General features: G+C 52.1%; 18 protein-coding genes. 1 reads left to right on the forward strand and 17 read right to left on the reverse strand.

Translation table 11 applies throughout. The annotated features are described in order from the left end of the window. The 5 genes from FHW71_RS16355 to FHW71_RS16375 all read right to left on the reverse strand — a co-directional run bounded on the left by FHW71_RS16355 (nucleotide 1) and on the right by FHW71_RS16375 (nucleotide 3,035). Entirely contained in the window at nucleotides 1-555 is a 555-nt protein-coding gene (locus FHW71_RS16355; protein ID WP_179452554.1) for a VENN motif pre-toxin domain-containing protein, read from the reverse strand. 93 nt (nucleotides 556-648) lie between these two features. Next, nucleotides 649-930 carry a hypothetical protein gene (locus FHW71_RS16360; protein ID WP_179452553.1) on the reverse strand — a complete coding sequence of 94 codons (282 nt, stop codon included), beginning with the start codon at nucleotides 928-930 and terminating at the stop codon, nucleotides 649-651. An 81-nt stretch (nucleotides 931-1,011) separates the two neighbouring features. Then, complete coding sequence (locus tag FHW71_RS16365) at nucleotides 1,012-1,359, reverse strand: immunity 8 family protein (RefSeq protein WP_179452552.1); 348 nt, start codon at nucleotides 1,357-1,359, stop codon at nucleotides 1,012-1,014. Between the two features lie 1,083 nt (nucleotides 1,360-2,442). Next, nucleotides 2,443-2,757, reverse strand: coding sequence for a type II toxin-antitoxin system RelE/ParE family toxin (locus FHW71_RS16370; RefSeq protein WP_179452551.1), 315 nt, complete (start codon nucleotides 2,755-2,757; stop codon nucleotides 2,443-2,445). A 2-nt stretch (nucleotides 2,758-2,759) separates the two neighbouring features. After that, nucleotides 2,760-3,035, reverse strand: a complete 276-nt coding sequence (locus FHW71_RS16375) for a type II toxin-antitoxin system ParD family antitoxin (RefSeq protein WP_008105709.1) — start codon at nucleotides 3,033-3,035, stop codon at nucleotides 2,760-2,762. A 217-nt stretch (nucleotides 3,036-3,252) separates the two neighbouring features. Here FHW71_RS16375 and FHW71_RS16380 point away from each other — a divergent pair, with 217 nt between their 5' ends. Beyond that, a complete protein-coding gene (locus FHW71_RS16380; protein WP_179452550.1) occupies nucleotides 3,253-3,480 on the forward strand; it encodes a hypothetical protein in 228 nt (75 codons plus the stop codon). A 27-nt stretch (nucleotides 3,481-3,507) separates the two neighbouring features. On the opposite strand, the gene FHW71_RS16385 is transcribed toward FHW71_RS16380, so the two are convergent. The 12 genes from FHW71_RS16385 to FHW71_RS16440 all read right to left on the reverse strand — a co-directional run bounded on the left by FHW71_RS16385 (nucleotide 3,508) and on the right by FHW71_RS16440 (nucleotide 23,546). Beyond that, on the reverse strand, nucleotides 3,508-3,804 hold the full coding sequence (locus FHW71_RS16385) for a contact-dependent growth inhibition system immunity protein (protein ID WP_353620993.1): 297 nt from the start codon (nucleotides 3,802-3,804) through the stop codon (nucleotides 3,508-3,510). After that, nucleotides 3,801-4,052, reverse strand: a complete 252-nt coding sequence (locus FHW71_RS24155; protein WP_353620998.1) for an RNase A-like domain-containing protein — start codon at nucleotides 4,050-4,052, stop codon at nucleotides 3,801-3,803. Before FHW71_RS24155 ends, FHW71_RS16385 begins: the two co-directional genes overlap by 4 nt. Beyond that, nucleotides 3,970-4,272, reverse strand: coding sequence for a hypothetical protein (locus FHW71_RS16395; RefSeq protein ID WP_179452294.1), 303 nt, complete (start codon nucleotides 4,270-4,272; stop codon nucleotides 3,970-3,972). Before FHW71_RS16395 ends, FHW71_RS24155 begins: the two co-directional genes overlap by 83 nt. A 921-nt stretch (nucleotides 4,273-5,193) precedes the next feature. After that, nucleotides 5,194-5,448: a MafI family immunity protein gene (locus FHW71_RS16400; protein ID WP_179452548.1), complete on the reverse strand. Its 255-nt coding sequence runs from the start codon at nucleotides 5,446-5,448 to the stop codon at nucleotides 5,194-5,196. 13 nt (nucleotides 5,449-5,461) lie between these two features. Next, nucleotides 5,462-5,776, reverse strand: coding sequence for an EndoU domain-containing protein (locus tag FHW71_RS24035; RefSeq protein ID WP_353620994.1), 315 nt, complete (start codon nucleotides 5,774-5,776; stop codon nucleotides 5,462-5,464). Beyond that, the gene (locus FHW71_RS16405; protein ID WP_353620995.1) at nucleotides 5,691-8,297 is read right to left on the reverse strand and encodes a hemagglutinin repeat-containing protein; all 2,607 of its coding nucleotides are present in this window, start codon (nucleotides 8,295-8,297) and stop codon (nucleotides 5,691-5,693) included. Before FHW71_RS16405 ends, FHW71_RS24035 begins: the two co-directional genes overlap by 86 nt. Before the next feature lie 130 nt (nucleotides 8,298-8,427). Further along, a complete protein-coding gene (locus tag FHW71_RS16410; RefSeq protein ID WP_179452547.1) occupies nucleotides 8,428-8,724 on the reverse strand; it encodes a barstar family protein in 297 nt (98 codons plus the stop codon). Beyond that, nucleotides 8,721-10,949: a ribonuclease domain-containing protein gene (locus FHW71_RS24160; protein WP_353620996.1), complete on the reverse strand. Its 2,229-nt coding sequence runs from the start codon at nucleotides 10,947-10,949 to the stop codon at nucleotides 8,721-8,723. The genes FHW71_RS16410 and FHW71_RS24160 overlap by 4 nt, the downstream gene beginning before the upstream one ends. A 433-nt stretch (nucleotides 10,950-11,382) precedes the next feature. Beyond that, nucleotides 11,383-11,694 (reverse strand): NAD(P)H-dependent oxidoreductase, encoded by a 312-nt coding sequence (locus FHW71_RS24050; RefSeq protein ID WP_286176290.1) that lies wholly within the window; start codon nucleotides 11,692-11,694, stop codon nucleotides 11,383-11,385. A 62-nt stretch (nucleotides 11,695-11,756) separates the two neighbouring features. After that, nucleotides 11,757-12,209 carry a GNAT family N-acetyltransferase gene (locus tag FHW71_RS16430; protein WP_179452546.1) on the reverse strand — a complete coding sequence of 151 codons (453 nt, stop codon included), beginning with the start codon at nucleotides 12,207-12,209 and terminating at the stop codon, nucleotides 11,757-11,759. Nucleotides 12,210-12,532: 323 nt separating this feature from the next. Beyond that, nucleotides 12,533-13,159, reverse strand: coding sequence for a hypothetical protein (locus tag FHW71_RS16435; protein ID WP_179452545.1), 627 nt, complete (start codon nucleotides 13,157-13,159; stop codon nucleotides 12,533-12,535). Then, nucleotides 13,149-23,546, reverse strand: coding sequence for a hemagglutinin repeat-containing protein (locus FHW71_RS16440; protein WP_179452544.1), 10,398 nt, complete (start codon nucleotides 23,544-23,546; stop codon nucleotides 13,149-13,151). The genes FHW71_RS16435 and FHW71_RS16440 overlap by 11 nt, the downstream gene beginning before the upstream one ends.

Raw genomic sequence — 23,546 nt, forward strand, 5'->3', positions numbered from 1 at the left:
CTATGCGGGAACAGTAATTATACTTTTATTCAACCCTGCTTCAGATGCGATTTTATATTCATTTGTGCCGGGAACATGCTTCTTTTGCTGCCCTTTGTGGATGGATGTTTTGGCTATTCCACCGCCTCCAGCCTTAAGTGGATCTCCGTCTCCGTCAAGCACATTCGGTCTCATCGGGTTGATCGAGTAAATATTCACAGAGGGTTTCTTGCCATCACTCAGTGCATTATTCTCCACTTCCGTCCTACCCGCAGACGCGCCACTTACAACACCAACCCGTCCATCAACTGCGCCTCCAGCCGCTGCTCCCGCCAGAGTAACGATGTTGACGACCAGCATTTTTTCATCTTCAGAGAGTTCAGAAACAGATTTGCCAAAGAACATCTGGCTCAGCTTGTCACTTGAATTCATTACACCGGCGACTAATCCTCCGGCAGCTCCGCCTGTTGCGCTGCCGCCCTGCGCTTTGGCAATTAAACCTGATGCGAGAGTGTGCAGAATCACGCGCATAGGCTCATTGCCTTCAGACACCACTTTCACCATTTTCGCCAGCAACGGCGCTGCCCCGGCCGCTGCTGCGCCGCTGAAGTTTCCACCCGCGAGACCGGCAAATACGCCGCTGATGGCCTGCGCCGCTATCTGCAGGTCCTAACCGATGCCGTATTGCTTTTCGACCTCTTTGTCACGATCGCTGAGATATTTCTCTTGCTCCTGTGCGGTCATTTCATTGAACGTTTTATCGTTCTTAAGCTTGTCGCGCTCCTGCTGCTTCGCCTGGAGCTTAAGGTAGTCGAACGTCTGCTGAATGACCTGCTGTCCCAGCACGGCCATTTCACGCTGTACGGCTGTACTGTCCTCGGCCTTTTCCGCATCAAACTTATCCTTCAGCGCATTCTCCGCAGAGGCGGTATCACGGCTGATTTGCGACACGTCCTGCTTTTGAGCATCCGGTTTACTAATGAGTAAGTGGCTGGTAAAACGATCTTGACGCGATTCCTCGAGATATTTTATTTAAGACTGATAGTCTTCATATTCCCAAGCAAAAAAGTGAGAGAGCTTTTGTGCTATCTCCATCCAGTCATTGCCTTCACACCGATCGATGTAGCCTGTGATGTTTTTTTTAATTTCATCCAGATCGTATTTACGTACCAGAAGCGTATGCCGTATCAGTTCCGGAAGCCAGAGGTGCTTGCAGAGCCATTCCGGGGTGCATATACGGAGATCAAAGTTGTCTGCCCCAGAGCTATCTTCACCTCCAATACGCAATAACAACCGGAGAGAAAAACACTGCTCATTTTCCGGATGAAAATTATCCAATTCAAAATCGTCATTTGAAATACTTTTCAAAATAGCCTTCATTTTTATTTCCTATTCTATATCAAGATGACCATTACCAATCTTACTCCTATCTCCAGTCGTCGGGTCTAATTACAACAAGCTCAAGTGTGCTCAAGTTAAAATGACGTTAAGCTGTAGAAACTCGTTCTTAAAATAAATCCCATTTAGTTGGCCGGGATTTACTTTATAAAAGTATAATATTACTCCAACAATTGGATGTCATCTGGATACACGGTTAAAACATATAACGTTTCACCATTCGCATCCATAAACTCTACTTAATAGCCCAGTGTTGGGTCTGTATATACCATAACAACAGTCCCCTTACATCCTACAACAACAGAGTCAGATAACACTTTGAGAGTTTATAGCAAGCTGCTTCGCTTCTGGAGAGTCCCCCGACATCAATGCATTGTGAATAGCAGCCAACCTATCCGCTTCCAGCTGAATTGAAGTAACCTGAAGGATTGAAAGTTCGTACTGTTCTTCTGCACTTAGCTTGCCATTAACTCGTTTATGCGATTGGCATAATCCGTCATTAATTGGCTAACTTCATTAGCTTTGTTGACACAATCCAGAGCGCCTGTGCATCCAATAACACTCTGATGCTGCTCTGCATTTAGCTTTTTATACTTTTCAATCACGTTCTTTTCACAGTCAGAATTGCCCCTGCACTGTGTCATTTCGTGAGCGCGTGACTGGTTCTGCTTAAGAGTCAGCGTATTATTCTCAACAACAATATCTTCCGTTGCGGAGTCAGCCGACGTTCACCGCTTTTCCCTGTGCAGTCAGCAGTTTGCAGCGCATTTTTGTCGGTGCGTTTCCGGGAGCAGAGTTTTTTGCCCCGATGCGCTTTTTGCCAATGTTATGAATAATCGGCCGCCGTGCATTACATCAGTGCTGCCGCTGTGATTGCTGCTGCCCTTCACCTGATGCACCCGTTACCGATTTTGTGTTTGCTCACCCTGACCAAAACCGAACCGGGCAGATGATAATTCGCCTGGCAATAGACGATTGCTCACTCAATGCAAAGGCTCTCTACCCCAGGATAGAACACAGCATGCTTATAAAGAGCCGACGAACCCATTACTGCGCCCCTGGTACTCAGTCCGCTTCATCGCTAAGCAGATCATTTTCGTAATCCTGCCCGCCGTGCCATACCCCCAGAACACTCACTGTCTTATCTCGGACCATAAAGGCGATGATTGTTCTCTTGCGATAGTTCGTAACTCTCAGCCCTGGCAGGATATCGTCCCGGCGATTTCCCCGATGCGGAAAGCGCTCCAGAGACTCACAGTAACTGATAACGCTTTCCGTATAGCTCAAAGCCGTTTCCGGTGTCGCCGCCGTTGCGATGTATCGATACAGTTCCGCCAGTTGTTCTTCCGCTTCCGGTGCGAATACTACCCTGTAGTCCATTTTTACTCTCCGGTTGCCTTCCTGTGCTCGGCTTTCAGTCTGTCCCTGATATCGTTACCACTGAGGCTTTCTGTTTCACCGCGTTGCAGTGCTTCCCAGGCCGGTACTACCTTCTCCCGCAGCCATTGTTCCACCGCATTATCACGAGCCATCAGCGCCCGCAGACCTTCCCGGATAACTTCACTCTCTGAGGCATATTCGCCACTGGCAACGCGTGCTTTCACCTGTGCCGCCATTTCATTCGGCAGCGTGATACTCATCTGCTGTGTTGTTCTCATTGGAACACCTTCACTCCGCTAAGTAGGATTAAATCCTACTTTCTTTTTTCGGCATTGTCAGTATCTTTACCTCGTTTTCTTCGATTTTAGTCAGGCACAACGTGCTTAAGCGCAGCAGCAGGAGACAGGCAGCTGACAGAGAGAATTTTTGGCGCGGACTGAACGTGGTAAGACGTCGACAACCCGCTAGCCACAACGACTAGAGGAGCGAGTTACTATGGCTGAACTGCATCAGAAGTCAGAGGTGTCATACGCCCGCAAGCTGTCACCGGTTTTACAACGCAGGTTATGTGCGAGATTACCGAAACTTAACGCAGCCAACGGCCATCACCCTGAAGGGGTACTGGATGGCGGCGCTGGGGTTTTAGACCGGGCAGAAGATCGAGGTGATCACGCAACCGGAAGAGATGATCATCCGGCTGGCGATAGCTGGCTGATAATGTAAAATCCCGGCTCGGTGGCCGGGATTTTTTTAGCTTAACTGATCTGCAATGTGTTGCAGCCACGATTCTGATGAGTCCCATGCATTAGGGTAGTAATAGTTACAATCCATTTTATTAAGCAATATGTCCTGCAATTTGTCCTCTGGCAGAGCAAGTACAATCAGATTTTCTATTTCAGTTTTCATCTTCGACTGCTCTTCTGCTGTTTCCGTCACTCGATAAGCTGCTATGGTTTCATCAGCGCTACCGAACAGCACATCAAAATCCTGATGAAAATAACTTGTTAAAAAATAATTCAATGATGGATACTTTTCTTCAATATTCACGGTGTTGGATATCCTGTAATAATTTTATACCCATTAGGCATAGAATAATCTCTTCCAATAACAACTTTTGCATTTGTTGCCTGAACTGCACTTGTTGAGCCATTTGTAACACTAATACCAATCGCAGAGGAAGATTGGTAGTTAAGTGTCAAATATCCCTTTTGATTACCAGATAGATAGCTTTGGATAGCGGCTGCCGGTCTGGTTAAGAACGGTGTTGCTAACGTAACGCGTATCAAATGCCGCATCGCCAAGGAAAGTATTCACGTCGGTATACTGCTGACGGCTTTCCTGTGGTGCGCTGCCAGGCTGTTTACCCAGCAACTGATTGAGGTCACCAAACAGGCTGGCGTCCAACTGCCCCAGACCGTTTAATTTCGGGTTTACGGTGATGAGATAGGGACTGCTGCTGGTCAGGCTCCAACAAGATGGAGCAGAGCCGCGATTTGGCATTTCTGCATGTGGCATATACCACGTTGCTGCGTGTCAGTGAACTTGGACATCTGCGTGTGCGGCATCTCTCTCACGCAAGATGGCCGAATCTTTCTAGATGTGGCCGGGACCAAAAACTTGTGATGACCGGAGGCCTGATAAAGGCGCTGGGAGATCTGTTATTGCATAGGTTGACCTAGTGGATAAACAAATCAGGGCTGATTGCTAATCCTGATGCATTTATCTTCGGTCCTGTTCATCGAACTAATTGTGCGACAGCCCTAACTCTAAAGCCTTTGTCTACCCGCACGATGGAGGATATTTTTGCCCGCGCATGGCGTGAAGCTGGCTCCGGGCAGGATGCGCCGCCAAATAAAAATCGTTATCGGTATCGGGGATGGTCAGGCCACAGCACTCGCGTGGGCGCTGCGGTCGATATGGCCACAAAAAATATAGCACTGCGCAAATTATGCAGGAAGGTACGTGGAAGAAACCAGAAACGGTAATGCGATATATCCGGCATGTTGACGCTCATTCCGGCGCTATGGTCGACTTCATGGATAATTACGCTCAAAACTAAGAACTTAAGTCTACAGTTAGTCAACATTAAAAGCATACGGTGGCTTTGATCTTAGTATCGAAACTGTTCAACCTTTACTCTGCCTCAGCGTTGCCACAAATAAAGGAATATTATCCTGCAGCTTGCGATAGCTCAGCGTTTGGTAAGACAGGAGTTAACGCGCCTGCGACCTACCACCGACTTTAAACCGTGCATTATGTTCGAAAGCAGGGGAACCACAACGTAACGGGCCATCCTCCGGAGGTGCACTGAATGATGGCACATGGGTTCAGGTTGGCCGAAAAATCGTGGAGATCCCGAGGTTGGTAGAGATGAACACTTAGCTGACAACTGCTGGGTGATAAGGTAAAACCCCGGTTTGGTGACCGGGGTTTTTATCATACAACCAACTGTTTCATATGCCTAAATGGAACATCATTCACATCTAACCCCATGTCTTTTGCAAGCGCTATCACTTCGTCATACTCTGCTTGATTGAGTGCTACGTCATACTCACATATATGATCACAGAGAATCTCCAAAGCCAAGGGCTCCTCATTAAAATTTATATAATCCAAAGCACCTTTTAAAAGCTCCTGGTCTAACTTGTCATCAAGCTTGCGTCCAAAGTTAGTTATTCGATCAGCAAACATCCCTAATTTACCTCTATTGTTTTGCCGGTTTGTATGGTGGCATTGGGTTACTATCTGGGAATGCAGTTATTATTTTACCATTAGCGGGTTGGTAGACGACACGAATACGTACTCCATCTCGCTCTTCGTATGCAACCCACTTAGCAGGGTCCCCTTTACTGGTATATTTACCACCAGTACCAGTTTGGGCATACCAGACAGTGTCCGGTGAAGTAGCAATATCACCTATTTCATGTACAACCTTATCGGCTGTCCAATCTTGTGGAAATACTGTTTTTCCTGGATTTCCGGGGGTATAAATGCCCCCCGCTAGTCGGCCCATCTCCATATAAAATATGCTGCTTAGCTTCAGGCGAAAGGATATCAACATATTTCTGATTTGCCAGGTTGATTGAACTTTCAGCGATTAATCCGTTTAGTTTTCCGGCAGCAGCAGCACCCAGCACTGGCGCGACAGATGCAATAACTAGCTTCATCCCATCATAGGTTTCAATGTATGCAGATGCCGCGGCTTTATCAGTATGGAGATACCCCATGACATAGTTCACCATAGCATCTTTCACCTGCTGCTGATTTTGCGCATCAACGCTGGTGATGTTCAGCAGGTTTACTATCTCGCCGTAAGCATCGGCATACATCTGGCTGGCTTTCGAGTTATAGTTGCCGGTGCTTTCGTACTCAACCTTCACAGCATAAGCCTTCAACCTAGCGCTAGCACAACCCGCACTTGCCGCCTGACCATTGCTACAAACCGCTATCACGTTCTCATCCCTTGAAAAATTGAGTTCCGCTAATCGGGTAATATCTTTCTCAGCTTGCTCACGCTCTGCCGGGTCTCGGCTGTTTTTAAGTTTTTGCTTCGCTATTTCAAGTTCTGATTTTTCCGACACACTCAGATAGTTATTTTCAACTTCCGTTCTACCCGCCGATGCTCCACTTACAACACCAACCCGCCCATCAACCGCGCCTCCAGCCGCTGCTCCCGCCAGAGTAACGATGTTGGCGACCAGCATTTTTTCATCTTCAGAGAGTTCAGAAACAGATTTGCCAAAGAACATCTGGCTCAGCTTGTCACTTGAACTCATTACACCGGCGACTAATCCTCCGGCAGCTCCGCCTGTTGCGCTGCCGCCCTGTGCTTTGGCAATTAAACCTGATGCGAGAGTGTGCAGAATCACGCGCATTGGCTCATTGCCTTCAGACACCACTTTCACCATCTTCGCCAGCAACGGTGCTGCCCCGGCCGCTACTGCGCCGCTGACGTTTCCACCCGCGAGACCGGCAAACACGCCGCTGATGGCCTGCGCCGCTATTTGCAGGTCCGAACCGATGCCATATTGTTTTTCGACCTCTTTGTCACGCTCGCTGAGATATTTCTCCTGCTCCAGTGTCGTCATTTCATTGAACGCTTTATCGTTCTTAAGCTTGTCGCGCTCCTGCTGCTTCGCCTGGAGCTTGAGGTAGTCGAACGTCTGCTGAATGACCTGCTGACCCAGCACGGCCATTTCACGCTGCACGGCCATACTGTCCTCGGCCTTTTGCGCATCAAACTTATCCTTCAGCGCATTCTCCGCAGAGGCGGTATCACGGCTGATTTGCGACACATCCTGCTTTTGAGCATCAGGATTACGGATCTCAATCGTCCCTGCCGAGATGGCGCTGTAGGTGGTTGAACTCGCGCGATCTTTAGTCTGCTCCAGTGTCGCTACAGGCATAGGATTGTTACCCAACTGCTGCGACAGCCCACCGTTCGGTAATTTTGAAATAAAGCTACCGGATTCCGGCGCAGTAGGAGCGCCCACGCTGCCACTGACCGCCATGCTGTAGCCATTGCCGCCCGAGTTGGCGTGGTTTTCAATATTGGTCCAGCCGAGCGTCCCGGTGCTGAGGTGGTTTTTGTCCGGCGTTGCGGATGAAGCGATGATTGCGCCGTCCAGCTGTGTGTGGTTGCCGACAAAAATGTTGTAGCCATTGTCACCCGCAGTGATACCGCTCTGCTGCTGCACGGAGGCGTAATCGTTATAGATTTTGCTGCCGCTCATGCCGGCGCTGCCCTGCACCGGTACGCCGGCACAGATAGGCGGCACGCAGATGCTGGCGCTGAATCCCGTGGAACTTTGCTTGCTGTCGTAGCTGGCGCGATCCTGCTGGCTGGCAATCTCAAGGTTACGGCCTGCATCCAGGTCCACGTGGTTGCCGTTCAGGTTGGCACCGTTGAGTGTGACGTCCTGACCCGCTTTTACCGTCAGGTCGCCCGCTGCCGTCACTTCGCTGTTATGGTGGGTAACGCTGCTGCCGTTGCCTTTAGCGCTGCTCTGGCTGGCGGCCAGCTCAATTGAGAAGCCGTTCTGGCTGCCGCCGAGACCAAACCCGACGCCTACGCCGTAGTGGCTGCCACCGCTGCTGGATTTCTGGCTGTTGTTGTCCTCACTGCTGCTTAGTGCGATATCGCGGCCTGCGCTGAGTGAGACATTGTCGCCACTGATTTTTGCACCCTGGCCGGTAATATCCTGCTTTGCAGTCAGAGAAGTATCACCGCCGGACTTAAGAACGGTGCAGCTTTGTTCGCTGCTGTTCTGCTCCATCGACTGGTGACTGCTGCCGGCCGTGGCGCTGACGGTGACTTTTACCGCCGCACTGCTCTGCGTGTATGCCGAAAGCGCGGTCATCGCCGCCTGCGCTGCATAAATTGCCTGCAGGCGCGGATCGCTGCTGTTCTTGTGCGAATCCACAACCTTATCTGCTGCCTGTGCGAGGCTCACGCCATAGCCTGACATTTGCACCGTCACGCCGTACTGGGTGGATTTGCTGTCGCTGCTGGCTTTACTGCTGTCCAGCGAAGTCGTCACGTCCCGATTACCTGCACCTAGTATCGGGTACAGCGATCGGTTAGTAATGTCAGTTTGTTAATCTTCGATTTAACGCAGGATATCCTCGATTGCCCCCATTAAATATCAGCCATAAGGCTGAGATCAATAATTACTCCAGCACGTAATCAAACTTATCATCCCATGAAAAATCAATGTCTTGTTTTTTTGTCCGCTCGAATATTTGGATGATTTTATCAAATCTATCCCCAAGACGTTGCTTTGATAATTCCGAATGCACCCATGTTATTTTTACTGGTCTTTCCACATCTGTACTTAAACGATCCCATAAAGCGTCTAAATTTGAACCATAATAAGGACCGAAGTCCAGTAAATCGGCTAAATACCGGTGTACATCTGATTCGCTAAATATCTTTAACCCATCTAAAACTACATCGTTTTTACTCATTTCCACTTACCTATAGATGTGGCTGTTTCATAATGGTCTGTCGTGATGTATAGCAACCCGTCGTCTGAATACAACAATCTTGTCCCTGCTTGATTGCCTCTTGACATCGTATTATCTATGCCAATATCTGCTTCGCGCCATACTCTTCCCTGTACAGAAGGTAATAAATTGTTCGAGTTTTCAAATATATCCCCTCCAATCTGCTTCCCGGGGGATGTGTTATTTAAAGCTTTACCTGCCTTCCAGCCATTTTCAATAGCTTGAGATTTGTTTACATAATTATCAGGTAGTTTTCCTGTGTTTCGTAAACTATCCACAAGATCATTCGCTGCTTCAGTCGTTTTTAAATCTAGCTTTAGAGCAGCATATTTCGCCGCATTGTGAGCTTCATTGCTAGCTTTCGCTGCAATCAACTCAGCATGGCCGGCTACTTTCGCTACGATTTTTTCCGTTACACTGCCAGTGACTTTAGCGATACCACCACCGCCAGCAAGCAGCCCGGCTATATCCGCAACTAGCTTACCACCTTCAACTCCCGCATTAAACGAACCGCTAGCTCCAGCTTTTTGATATTCCATTACCAATTGGTCAATGCGTTCAATATAGGACTGCTTGACAGCATCCGCGATGTTACCTAGCAGATCATCGCTATTAAATAGCGTTTTTAGTGCCTCGTAGGTTTCAACTGGGCTACTAGCCGTTTTAACAACACTCTTTATAGTGTCATATAAACTCACAGGGACACCGGCTATCATCCCAGCAGCAAAGCTTCCATCCTGACCTAAACTAATAGCAGTCCATTTTACTCCAACCTGAACAAGGCAAATTTGGCCCTGGCACTCTTCAAGTTCTTTCTCCCTCTGAGTCTTTTGTTTGTCGCTAAGATAGTTATTCTCAACTTCCGTCCTACCCGCTGATGCACCACTTACAACATCAACCCGCCCATCAACCGCGCCTCCAGCCACTGCACCCGCCAGAGTAACGATGTTGGCGACCAGCATTTTTTCATCTTCAGAGAGTTCAGAAACAGATTTGCCAAAGAACATCTGGCTCAGCTTGTCACTTGAACTCATTACACCGGCGGCTAAGCCTCCGGCAGCTCCACCTATTGCGCTGCCGCCCTGCGCTTTGGCAATTAAACCTGATGCGAGAGTGTGCAGAATCACGCGCATAGGCTCATTGCCTTCAGACACCACTTTCACCATCTTCGCCAGCAACGGTGCTGCCCCGGCCGCTACTGCGCCGCTGACGTTTCCACCCGCGAGACCGGCAAACACGCCGCTGATGGCCTGCGCCGCTATCTGCAGGTCCGAACCGATGCCATATTGTTTTTCGACCTCTTTGTCACGCTCGCTGAGATATTTCTCCTGCTCCAGTGTCGTCATTTCATTGAACGCTTTACCGTTCTTTAGCTTGTCGCGCTCCTGCTGCTTCGCCTGAAGCTTGAGGTAGTCGAACGTCTGCTGAATGACCTGCTGACCCAGCACGGCCATTTCACGCTGCACGGCCATACTGTCCTCGGCCTTTTGCGCATCAAACTTATCCTTCAGCGCATTCTCCGCAGAGGCGGTATCACGGCTGATTTGCGACACATCCTGCTTTTGAGCATCAGGATTACGGATCTCAATCGTCCCCGGCGAGATGGCGCTGTAGGTGGTTGAACTCGCGCGATCTTTAGTCTGCTCCAGTGTCGCTACAGGCATAGGATTGTTACCCGACTGCTGCGACAGCCCACCGTTCGGTAATTTTGAAATAAAGCTACCGGATTCCGGCGTAGTAGGAGCGCCCATGCTGCCACTGACCGCCATGCTGTAGCCATTGCCGCCCCAGTTGGCGTGGTTTTCAATATTGGTCCAGCCGAGCGTCCCGGTGCTGAGGTGGTTTTTGTCCGGCGTTGCGGATGAAGCGATGATCGCGCCGTCCAGCTGTGTGTGGTTGCCGACAAAAATGTTGTAGCCATTGTCACCCGCAGTGATACCGCTCTGCTGCTGCACGGAGGCGTAATCGTTATAGATTTTGCTGCCGCTCATGCTGGCGCTGCCCTGCACCGGTACGCCGGCACAGATAGGTGGCACGCAGATGCTGGCGCTGAAACCCGTGGAACTTTGCTTGCTGTCGTAGCTGGCGCGATCCTGCTGGCTGGTCAGCGTCAGGTTATCTTTATCATTGACGCGGCTGTTCACGTATTCTGTTCTGTTGCCGTTCTCCGAGCCGCTGGCCTGCACGCCGATGCCGGTGTTTACTGACGCTCGCTTCTTCCGCCACGCGTCCTAACGTCAGCGCATCGCTTCCCTGCTCGCGCACCAGGATTCCACCCCACGCCTATCAGTTGTTGACGACGTGCCTGATGCGTCATGCGCTGCCGAGTGGGTTGATTCATGCCGGTTCTTTCACGTTGAAAAGTCGCTGTCCGTGTTGATGTGCCAGCGCGAAGTGTGCGTCGGGATAATTTTCATCGGTTGGCAGCAGTTATTCGCTGGTCACCACCGGCGCGCTGCAGTAGCCAAAAATCCCCTCATCGAACTGCGTGCGCATGCTGCTGAAAATAGCCGCGACGCACATAGGTGCGATGACTCGCCGCGCCCAGCGCCAGCAAATGCACCTGCAAATAGCCGAGCTTTTTCACCACGGTTTGGCCGTCAACATCTACGCCCAACCTTAGGTAAATACGCGATCGATCCAGCCTTTGAGCTGCCCCGGAAACGACCACCAGTAAATCAGGTAGACCAGCACCAGCGCATCTGTTCGATCCAGCCGCTGCTGCTCCGCTACGGCGTCGGTGGGCGACGGTGCGACACTTTTGAACTGTTCAAAATCGGCTTGATTGAAGCGCGGATCGAACTGCTCCGCCGCCAGATCGGCAATTTCATAGCTGTGGCCGCAAGCAGCAATACCTTGTGCCACCTGCGAAACGATGTGGTGCGTGTGTGAATGTTGGTCCGGATGAGCAGTAACGATCAGAGCATGCATAGCGACAACCTCCGTCATGGGTAAGCTACTAGTAGCAACTTACCATTGGTAGGTTGTCAAACTCACAGCGTTTTAGCAAAACAGATCGATTCGTTTCTGCCGATGTAAGGTTCATAGCTCTGGATTTGCGCGTAGCCGGAACGGTGATAAAACGCCACGGCACGGCTATTGATAACGCGGGTCGATAGCCGAATTTCGCGGTATCCCATACTTTTGGCCCGCGTTTCCAGATACTCCAATAGCGCTGCGCCAACGCCCGGCACACTACGATCGGAGTACATGCGTTTTACTTCGGCGGTATTGTTCCCAAGCGACCGCAACGCCCCGCAACCCACGGCATTGCCGGCTTCATTTCTGGCTAGCACCCACAAAGAACACTCATTGTTGAGTTCCTGGGCGTTGAAATGACTTTTGCCGTTGTCGCCTGTAATGTTGGCGAGTTCGGCTGATAGTTTCTCAACCAGTAACTGGGATTCTGATGAGAGGGGATCGGTTTGCTGGATTTTGATGTTCATGGAGGGTTTTGATTCCTGATTGAGGGGCTGGGACGCTGTATGCTTATTATGTTGAATTGGGTACCTAAACGCGCACTCGACGCTATTCACTTAGGTCAAATGCCACCCTTTGCAAGGAACGTACTGTTCACCCGAAATAACAAGACCTTCTATCACGAACGTCTAAAAAGATGTCAAGACGGAATATTATCAGGTGTTAACCCACGAATTTAAGATGGCGTATGTGTCGCCTACTTATCCATGTAACATCCCCAAATATTCTCTAATGATTTCATCACTGGCCATCATCTGAATTGAAGAATGATGGCCAGCATTCCAAACTTTCATTTTTTGCTCAAAGGATGAATGTTTTTACTCTTACCTAGCGCAACAATCTCACAAGATGTGTCATCATTATATCCTAGTGGGAAAAATATTATGCCATCGCGCTCAATAATTTCCTCCATCCATTTAGACTTGTTAATATCATAATCAATATCTCCTTGAAGTAAAGTCGATTTTTTATTTGCAAGTGCAAAAAAAACGTCCTCATTCGATTTTATCAGGCTTTCTATGACATTATTATTTTGAATATCAATTTCGCCAAAACCAATTAGTTTTAGTCCACCTTCAAAATCAAATGAATAGTTTTTTTTGTTTTTGATCATGGTACTATTCACTCCCCTTTCCTCCAGCAGCCCCCAAGTTTTTTTATGTTTAACAACCGCATTTTTAGGTTGCGGTGCAGAAAATTCAACAAACACCAGTAAACTATTAAGGTGAAAATTCATTAACTTAGAAACCATCTCCTTGAGTAAGACCTCGGCACCTTTGCTTCTTGTAAACTCTAATAGCTCCCAGCTTATAGCAGAAGTATTTTTTAAAAAAACATTATACCGAGTACTAAAATTAGCTATTTCGTTTTTCTCTTGAATATCTGTTGCATGCCTAACTATCACATCAGTAATCATAATGATTTCCTTTAGGATCATTAAAATGTGCACCCCGATTTTGAGGATTGTCACTGCCAAAACTATGGCCCCCAGCATCATCTCTTATATAGACCTTTGCAGTACCGCCGCCTGACTTTGGCACATCAAATTCATATATTAACCCTGGTTGAGAATTACCACGTTTATCAACATTAGGATAAACATTACTTGGATTTTGCCCAACAGGAATTCCTGCTTGCCGCTTTGCCTCTCTAAATGCACCATTTCTTCCTGCACCTTCAGGAGACATGTTAGGTGGTCGAGTCGCTTTACCACTAATTTCTTTAGAAACAGCGGAAGCACCCCCACGCCCACCACCTCCTGTAAAGAGCATTTCATCAGGCTTGCCGATGCACATCGGTTCATTAGAACCCATGCAACCCATGGCATTATTCTCTGCGGCATTCTTACCCGCCCTCGCACCAGCTGAGATCCCGGCTGATGAATTCGAGGCAAGGCTCCCCGCAAGGCCTGCTGCCAACTGGCTCAGCGCACTCACGGTCTGCTTCTGGCTTTCTGTAAGGTCACTGGCCTTAACGCCAGGATACATTCCCGACACTATCGCCCGGGCTATCAGCTCACCGCCTGCGGCTCCAGCAGCACCGGCTGCGCCATCTCCACCGCTAATCTCTGCCAGAATCGCACCTGCCACGGCGTGCGCCATGGTATTTGCTACCAGATTAGTCTTTTCTGTGCCGTCAGCGTTGTATGATGTAGTGGCTTTCTTTATAGCATTAGCAATATATGGTGCCATTGCGCCGCTGGCTGCCGCGCCCATGTTGTTGGCACTCAAGCCGCCAAGCGCACCCGCGACTGCACTGGCAACCATCGAATAAGTTCCACCAGTACCCCACTTATCCGCCACGTCCTTATATCCAGAATCGTTGCGAACCAATGTGTTGAAATCTTCATTAGATAAACTGGCGTATTCAGGATGTTCCTTAAGGAGGCGGTCTGAGGTCTCTTTTGCAGCTTCATCCAGCTTGTAAGCTTTGACATCACTGACAACCTTGCCCGCCAGTTCCTGTACGCCTTGTGCAAAAGCCATCTGGTTTTCGACTTTTTCCTTATCGAAAATCTTACCAATACTGCCGTTCGCGTTATCGGTATCGCGGCTTAGATCCGCTACATCCTGCTTCTGGTTCCGTTCATCCCGAACCGTAATGGTGCCAGCTGAGATCGCAGATTGTGTTGTGCCGGATGCACTTCCATTCAAATTCACTAAAGCCGGCAGCGCGGAGCCTGCATATTGCTCTCCCGGTTTATTGTTGCTGTTATATCCTCCACTGATACCCATTGCCGCACTGCTGGCGCTGTAAGAAGCATGATTATCTATGCTTCCCCAGCCCAGTGTGCCGGTAGACAGGTGGTTGTCTGCCGCTTGGGCGGTTGAGGCGATTACAGCACCATTCAGCTGTGTATGATTGCCAACGTAAATGTCATAGCCACCGTCACCCGCAAACAAACCGCTCTGATCCCCAACGCTTGCGTATTCACTCTTAACTTTGCTCTTGCTAATACTCAGCCCAGCCGAGCCAGTCATACTGCCAAAGGTGAAACTGAAGCCACCGCTGGCGCTCTGCTGCTTACTTTGGTAGTTGTCGATATCCTGCAGGCTGGTCAGTGTGAGGTTGTTACCTGCATCAACGGTGATACGGTTACCCAGCGCCTGAGCTCCGGAGAGTAGCGTATCGTTCCCACTGCTCAACGTCAGATTATCTTTCGCGTTGACGCGGCTATTAACGTAAGACGTTGTGTTGCCATTCTCCGAGCCGCTGGCCATGAACCCGCTGGCCTGCACTCCAATACCGGTTTCCTGACCAATAGCAATATGTACGCCCGCACTCCAGCCAGATGACTTATTGCTACTCTTCTGATCGCTATTGTTGCTGGCGGCGATCAGGTTGAGGTCATGCGCTGCGGCAAGAGTGACGTTACCTCCAGTGATACCGCTGCCAGTCAAATTCAGGTCACCACTGGCACCGTTTGCACCCGTGGCAACCACAGTGACATTACCACCGCCGTTAAGCGAACTGCCGCTAATCGTATTGGCGTTGTATTCTGAAGAAGACTTGCTTTTGCTGGCACCGACGCTCAGCTCAATCTTAATGCCGGCATTATTTAAATCACCCTTCGCCAGGGCTGCCGCAGACTGTCCTGCCGCGCCTGACATTGCCCAGCCACTCTCCAGCATTTTTACCGCGTTAAGCGCTTTAAGACGATCGTCTCCTGCCTGTCCGGCCTCTTTAGCCTGAGACCCCAAACTCAGTAACGCGTCAGTAATCGGGCTGGTTAGCCTTAAGGTCAGACCACTTTGTTTCTGCTCAAAGCTCTGACGGCGCGTTAACGTGTCGTTGCCCGGATCGATAGTGACCGAGCCGCCGACCAGGCTGATGTCCTGCTTAGCAATCACATCCGATCCCGCTACGTGCGCGTCATGACCCGCAACCAGCGTTACGTTGCCACCCGTGCTGCCAACGGTACTGGCACTCTGACTTTCTGTAGTGCCGTCCTGCTTAAGCTGCTGTTTCGAGGATGCGCTGCCAAAAGTGACCCCAATCCCGCCACCGCTAAACATGCCGCTCTTCTTGGTTTCACTCAGCCGATAGCTGCTCTGGGTATCGGTTGCCGCCGTAATAGTGAGATCGTTGCCAGCTTTAAGACCAACATTGTTTTCACCGACAACAGTGGAGCCTTTTAGAGTCAGGTCATTACCCGCGACGATTGAAATCTGGTCGCCATTTAGCTGAGAAGCTTTTCCAGTGGTTGAGCTGTCTTCGCTGATGGTGTGAGTCGTTTTCTTGCTGAACAGGCCTTTTTTGGTTTTAGTTTCTTCCTTGTAGGCATAATCACTTTCCGTCGCCGTGGTGATATTTACGTCGTGGCCGGCCTGTAATCCAATATCTTTGTTTGCGGTGATGCTAGCGGCCTGAGTGGTGATGTCGTTCCCGGCAAGCATCGTCGTGCTGCCACCACTGACAATTTCAGTGCCCTGCTGACGCACTGCTTCGTTGATAACCGTTTTTTTACTGCCGCGCTCGCTGTCGCCTGAACGGTTTTCTACGGAATTCAGATTGATATCGCGGCCCGCATGCAGACCAATATCGCCTTCGGCTGCCAGCGCTGCCGCCTGGCTGGTAATATCCTGCCCGGCTACCAGCGTCAGGTTGCCGCCGCTGGAAACGGTCGTGCGTTCAGCTCCGGAGCTATGCGTTTCCTTGTTACCCGTTTTACGGCTTTCGCTGGTCTCGATGCTGTTGAGACTGAGGTCGTGCCAGGCATTGAGCAGCAAATCGCCGCCTGCGTTCAGTGAGGCACCGGTGATGTTGATATCGTTGCCGGATTTCAGGCTGAGCGCATCCAGTGACGTAATCGCCGCCGTCTGGCCAAGCAGTGTCTTGCTTGCCTGCACTGGCACGTTGCCGCCGATCGTCCATTGTGAGCTGATGGTAGTGTTGTTGATGTCACCGTTGACGCTTTCCAGCGCCACCTTTTTACCGCTGATTGTCGAGCTGACGTTGTTGATGCTATTCAGCGCGCTGAGATTCAGCTCGCCTCCGGCTTTAATCAGCCCGGCTTTAAGGTTGGCGATATTGTTCTGGCTGTCGGCGCTGACAGCGTTCTGCGCCACAATGCTGCTGGCGCTGTTGGTGATGTTACCGCCAGAAAGCGTCACGTTGTTCCCGGCAATCACGCTGCCGTTGTTCATCGCCGCATCTTTTTCGGACAGGTACACTTTCGGCACCATCACCGTCTGACCATTCACCGAGGTGGCTTCCCACCAGATGATGCTCTTATCCAGTGAAGCAACCTGATCCGCAGTAAGCGACACGCCAAACTGCAGGCCTAAAGCCTGCTGTGACGCGGCGGCGTTATCCATCAGGTAACGCATCTGGTCCAGATCGGAACCCACGCCATTCAGATAGCGGCTGCCGGTCTGGTTAAGAACGGTGTTGCTGACGTAACGGGTATCAAATGCCGCATCGCCAAGGAAGCGGTAATCGTTGTCAGGCTTGAGGTTCAGCCTGTCCAGCAGATAGGACGAGCCGAGGAAAGTATTCACGTCGGTATACTGCTGACGGCTTTCCTGTGGCGCGCTGCCAGGCTGTTTACCCAGCAACTGATTGAGGTCACCAAACAAGCTGGCGTCCAGCTGTCCCAGACCGTTTAATTTCGGGTTTACGGTGATGAGATAGGTACTGCTGCTGTCGCCCGGGACGAAGTAGCCATTGTCACTGGTGGGGAGCGGATAGGCGCTGGTATCCACCGCTGAAGCACCATAGCTGCCCAGAGCCGATGGTTTTACTGCGCTGCCTGACGCCAGTTCAGCGGCCTTACCAAGGTTCGCGTTGCCCTGTTGTTTGCCATTGTGATTTGAGAGCCCAACGGTTTCAGGCTGTGCATTTTGCAGCGATGTGCCACCGTTGACCTGCTGCAGGGCATTTTGCAGTTGGTCGCGCCATTCGGGAGAGTTGATCGCCACCTTATCTGTGGCGGCGAGTTGCTGGCGCTGCTGAACTGCCACCTGGCCGATTGCGGCGAGCTGATTTAATACAGGCGCATTGACAGTGGTGCCTGTCCAGCCGGCGTTGGAAGTGGTGGAGGTATTGCTGATATCACCGCTGAAGCTGGCGTTAACGTTGCCGCCTGCCTGAATGACGCTGCGATATACGTTGCCGCTACCGGTAGTTTCATACGCCGGACTGTCATCAAGCGTGTATCCAAATGAATTCGACGTAGCGCCACCACTATAACGGTAAATCTGATAAGCCGTGGTTGTGCCATCAGTCCAGCTTTGGTTATTCAATTCCGTCCCTGACAGCGCCATATTGTTACTAGCAAGCAAAGAGGAGGCAGAATTATCAAGCTGCGCCGCTTGCACATTCAGGTCTCGGCCCGCTGCAATACGACCTGCTCCTCCGCTTGCATTAGCGGTCACTGCTATGGACTGATATGCAACCTTTTGCACCTGGACATCAGCATTCGGTGCATAGCTGTATGTATGGGTTTCCCAGTCATCACCATGTCCGTGATGTTGTTGAGTTCCACTGACGTATTTATAGTAATCGCCGGGTTTAAACCACGAGAACGGGATCCTAACATTCGGTCCATTTGCCCATGACGGGGTAGCAAGCTGGGTTACCTCTTCACTGGTGATCAAGCCCTCACGCGTATTCAGCAGATGCCCGGTCCTAATCGTGATATCACCATTCTGAGACTCAATGGTTCCCGAAGTATTGATCACCTCACCATTGGCATTCCCCACCGCGTCGCGCTGCATCCACAGACTGTTGCCTGCCAGCATATCGCCACGCTGATTTTGAATGCTGTTAGCGTACAGGTAGAGATTCTGTCCGGCGTAAAGTAATGCCGTATTCACAATGCTGCCTGGCGAGGAAATGGTGAGGCTGCCACGCGTGCCGGTGAAGCCATTGAGTGCTACGTCGCTGCGGCTGGCCAGCGCAATGTTGCCACCACCCTGCAGCGAGCCAGCGCTGTTCATATTGATGCGGTTACCGCTCAGGCTGCTGTCGCCGGTTCCGGTTGTGAGCTGGCCGTTGTTCGTCAGATCGCCGCCTGCACTCAACGTCAGCGCCTGCCCCTGTAACGTGCCCTGGTTCTCAATCGCACCGTTACTGCTGATAGTCAGGCGATTACCTGCGGCCAGCGTATTGCGTGCGGTAAAACTGTTGATGAGTTTCAGCGTCGCATCGCCCAGCGCCACCACCTGGCCCAGCTGATCGAATCCCGTACTTTCCAGCAGCAGATTGCCACCGCTCAACAGCTTTCCTGCTGCCTGTTGCGTGACCTGGCTGGCCTTCACGTTCAGCTGATTGACACCCAGCAGCGTGCCACTGTTATTGAGCTGGCCATAATTGACCGCCAGCGTGCCACCCTGCGCAGTTCCCTGATTCAGCAGTTGCGAGCCGGTTAAAGTTCCCTGCTGATCGGCCAGCAAGGTGCCGCTGTTGCTGGCGTTGGCAGCATTCAGCGTCAGCTGCGCTGCCTGCAACCAGCCGCTATTGACGAGTTGAGGCGTGTTGAGCGTGAGCTCACCCGCAGACAGCATTTTGCCACTGTTGGTCGCGCTGCTGCTGGCGGTGATGCGATTAGTTGTCCCCTGAATCAGGCCGTAGTTATACAGCTCAGGCGTGGTCAGCGTCAGACCGCTCTGGCTTATCAGCGTCCCGCTATTGTTGTTGGTGATGCGGCCACTGGTGGTCAGCAACAGGCTCTTATCACCCTGCAACCGTCCGTTGTTAGTCAGTGTTCCAGTGGTGATCGTCAGATCACCGCCCTGAATGCGGCCATCATTGCTAGCCGTCGCCGCCTGAAGATCCAGTTTGCCACCTGATAACAGCGCGCCGTTTTGCTGCTGCGTCAGCGTGCCGCCAAGTACTGCCGTCAGTCCGTTAACGCCGGAGATTTCTCCGCCGTTGCTTAGCGTAGTGCCTTTTAATGTCAGGTTTCCGGCAATCCATTGTCCCTGATTGGTGAGGCTGAGGGCGTTGAGCGCGGCGTTGCCGTTGGCGGTGATTTTGCTGCCCGTGGCGGACGTCAGCGCATCGCTGAGGTTGAGCGTCAGATCGCCCGCGCTCTGAATCGCGCCGTTGTTAGCCAGGCGGGTGCCGTTCAGCAGGATTTGCTGTCCCTGCCAGCTGCCGTTGTTGGTGATGACATCACCGGTGATGTTCAGCGCGCCCTGCGTCAGCAGCTGACCGCCAGCATTGTTGATTAATTCACGTGCGGGCTGCGACTGTACCGCCAGCATGCGGAAACCACGGGTCTGCGCCGGACCGATAGTCAGTGATTGCAGGCCAATCAGACTGCCCTGATTGGTCACGCTGGCCGGGGTAATAGCCAGCTTTTCGCCCTGCACGCTGCCGCTGTTATTCAGCGCATCGCCACTCAGCGTCATCGCTTTATCCGCCAGCAGCGAGCCGCTGTTATTCAGGTTCTGCGCGCTGACCTGTGCCGTGCCCTGCGACAATATTTCACCGCTGTTGCGCAGCTCACCCTTAACGTCCGCAGACACGCCTGCGGTGCCCAGCAGCGAGCCCTGATTCTGCCAGCGTCCTGCGCTGATTTGCGCATTGTCACCCTGGATTGTGCCCGCCGTGTTGAGGTCGGAAGCGTTCAGCAGCAGGTCGCCGCCGGTCAGCGTTTTGCTGCCAGCCGCCTGTGTTAAAGCGCCGCGCGATTGCGCATCCAGCGAGGATGTTCCCTGCCATAAGCCACTGTTGCTAAGGTTATTTCCGCGCAGTACCAGATTACCGGCCAGCACCTTACCGCTGTTTTGCAGGTTGCGCGCCGTCAGGCTGGCATTGCCGCCCGCAGTCAGGCTGCCACGGTTATCCAGCAGCCCGTCGGACTGACCTTTAAGTGCGTCAATACCGTAAACCGTGCCACTGTTGATCAGAGAACCAAACTGATAGTCAATGCTGTTGCCCTGCAGCATACCGGCGTTGTCAGCGATTGCGCCCTTAATTGCAAGAATACCGTTGCTCAGTAGCTGCCCCGCGCTCAGGTTGCTGAACTGCCTGAAATCCGCGCTGAGTCCGCTGTCACCCTGTAGCAGGCTTTGATTCTTCAGCACATCACCTGAAGCGTTCAACTGCTGTGCCGCAATCGAACCGCTGTTGTTCAGCGTGCTCGTCTGAATATCCGCCTGGCGCTGTGCAAGCAGAACACCCTGCCCGCTGTTGTTCAGCGTGCCGCTCAGGTCTGCTTTTAGGTTAGTAGCGGTGATGCGTCCGCTGTTGGTGAGGTCACGACCGTTGATGCTGAAGTCATCCGCCACCTGTAACAGGCCCGCATTGGTTAGTTGCTCAGGTGAAAGCGTAAGCGAACCGCCGCTAATAAGCTGACCGCTGGAGGCGTTGGTGATATTCGCGCTGTTCAGTAAGAGCGAGTTGTTACCCTGCAGCAGTCCGGCGTTGGTCAGCTGAGGTGCCGTGATGCTGAGTCGGTTAGCCGCCAACGTACCGCTATTAGTAATTTTATCGCTGATGAGGGCAAAATCGTTCTGGCTCAGCAGCGTGCCTCTGTTATCCAGCGCGCCGCTCAGCGTACCAAGGAACTGCGTGGTCGCCTGAGCACTGCCGGCGTTCTGCCAGCTTTGCAGCCGCATATCAAGCATGTCGGCCTGAATGCTGCCCTGATTATCCAGGCTTCCAGCCTGAGCAGTCAGCGTGCCGGCACTCAATAACTGGCCGCCGGTTTTATTACTGAGCTTATCGCCCATCACGGTCAGTGCATCACTGCCCTGAATCAGCCCGCTGTTAACCAAATCGCCCTGAAGCCTGAGCGCCTGCGCCAGCAGCCAGCCGCTGTTATCAACCGAATCTGCTTTGAGCTGTAGGTTCTGCTGACCAAGAATTTTGCCACTGTTATCAAGCGTTGCGGCGTTGAGTACGCCATCACCCGCACTCAACGCATTGCCGCTGTTATGCCAGTTGCCCGCCGTCACCGCCAGCTGTTGTCCTTGCAGCTGGCCCCGGTTAGTGAGCGTGTCTGCTGCGATGGTTAATTTGCCGTCACTCAGTAACGTACCGCTGCTGGTTATCACCTTGCCGCTGGCCTGCAGCGATTGTTTGCCCTGCAACGTGCCGCTGTTGTTCAGCGTACTGGCATCAACAGTGGTTGTCGCTGCGGCGATTTGACCGTCATTGGTCAGCGCAGCGTTTTGAAGACTGAGGTTGTTATCCGCGAGCAGCAGGCCGCCCTGCTGATTGTTCAGCTGCGCATTCGAGGCAAACAGGCTGGCAGCGTTGATCTCACCGCTGTTGGTCAGCGCGTCGCCACTCAGCGTCAGCCCAGCCTTGCTGGTGATGAGCCCGCTGTTAATCAGTTGCGGCAGATTGAGTGCAAAGCTGTTATCCGAACTCAGGGTGCCGCCCGCCAGATTATTCAGGCGGTTGCCGCTGTAGGTCAGCGCCTTGCTGCCCTGAATCAGCCCACTGTTATCGGTTTGCACGCTGCTGAGTGAGAGCACCGGTGCTGACAATACGCCCTGATTCAGCAGGCTGTCGCTGCTGAGGGTGAGATTCTCTGCGCCGGAGATGGCCGCGCCCTTACCATTCTGCAGGCTACGGGTGTTAATGCCGGTGGTGTTACCGGCCAGCATGCCGCGATTATCGAGTTGTTTTGCGGTTATATTGAGATTTTTTCCGGCCGTCAGCTGGCCGCTGTTGCTGAGCCGATCCTGCGCCTGCAATCGGATATCGTTACCGGCTTTCGCGACGGCATTGCTGTCCATGACAACGGTTGTGCCACCAAGCTGAATATCACGTCCTGCCGTGATGCTGGTGCCATTGGCGGTGAGATTTCCTTTCGCCGTGACGCTGACTCCGGCGTCGCTGACCAGCGTGCCTTTGTTGAGCGTTGCATCCTGCTGTGCACTGAGCGTGACCTGTCCGGACGCTTTGTTTTCCCCACCAAGCGTCACTGATTCAGCATTCGCCATCAGCGCGCCGCTGCTCAGGCTGTTGTTGAGCGTCAGTTTCCCGCTGGCATCGAGCTGAATATCCCCCTGCTTCGCCACCAGGTTACCGAGGTTAACCCCAACGCCCTTTTCGCTCGACACCAGATGAATGCGATTGGCATACATGCCGCCGAGCGCGCCGGTATCCACCGCCACCGACGGCGCCGCACCTTCACCAGCAATCGGCGTGACGGAACCATCCGCACCCACGCGGTTTGCCCCGACCGTAACAGACAGATCTTTCGCATGGATCCCGGCGTTGATCTCCGTTGCGCGCGCGACGATCGACACCGCATCGGCGCTGCTGCCGTCCAGTCCCTGACCTTCGACGATCACCGATCCTTTCGTCACCTCCAGCGCAGCCAGATTGCCGTTGGCATCCAGCTGCGGTTTACCGGTGGTCAGCGTGACGTTCGGTGTGTTAATAAAGCCGCAGCCGTTACAGGTAATGCCGTACGGGTTGGCCACCATCACGTTAGCGGCTTTACCCGCCACTTCGGTGTAGCCCTGCAACTGCGAGCGGTTAGCGCCAACCACTTCGTTGATGATCGCCTGCGCTTCGTGCCCGGCTTTAAGGTTGGGGTTGTTCTGGACCAGGCCGCCAAGCTGCGTCTGGGTAAGCTGGCCGGTGGCGTTATTGAGGATTAAACCTTCTTTGCCAACGTTGTACTGCTGGTACTGGTTATGCGAAATCCCGGCGCCGTTGGGCGTGGCGATATTCACCACCGGCACGCCGTTGCCGGCGGCATCCATTTTTGTGCCCGGTGTTACCGGCGTAATTTGCGCGGCGACAGCAGGCAGCATCGGCTGGACCGCCACCAGATAGCAAATCAGGTAACTCAGCGCGCGACGGGCGAGGGAAACGGGTTGACGATCGTCCAT

Origin of the sequence: Enterobacter sp. Sphag1F (assembly GCF_014193275.1) — a bacterium.
In the GTDB taxonomy this organism is placed as follows: Bacteria; Pseudomonadota; Gammaproteobacteria; order Enterobacterales; family Enterobacteriaceae; genus Pantoea; species Pantoea symbiotica.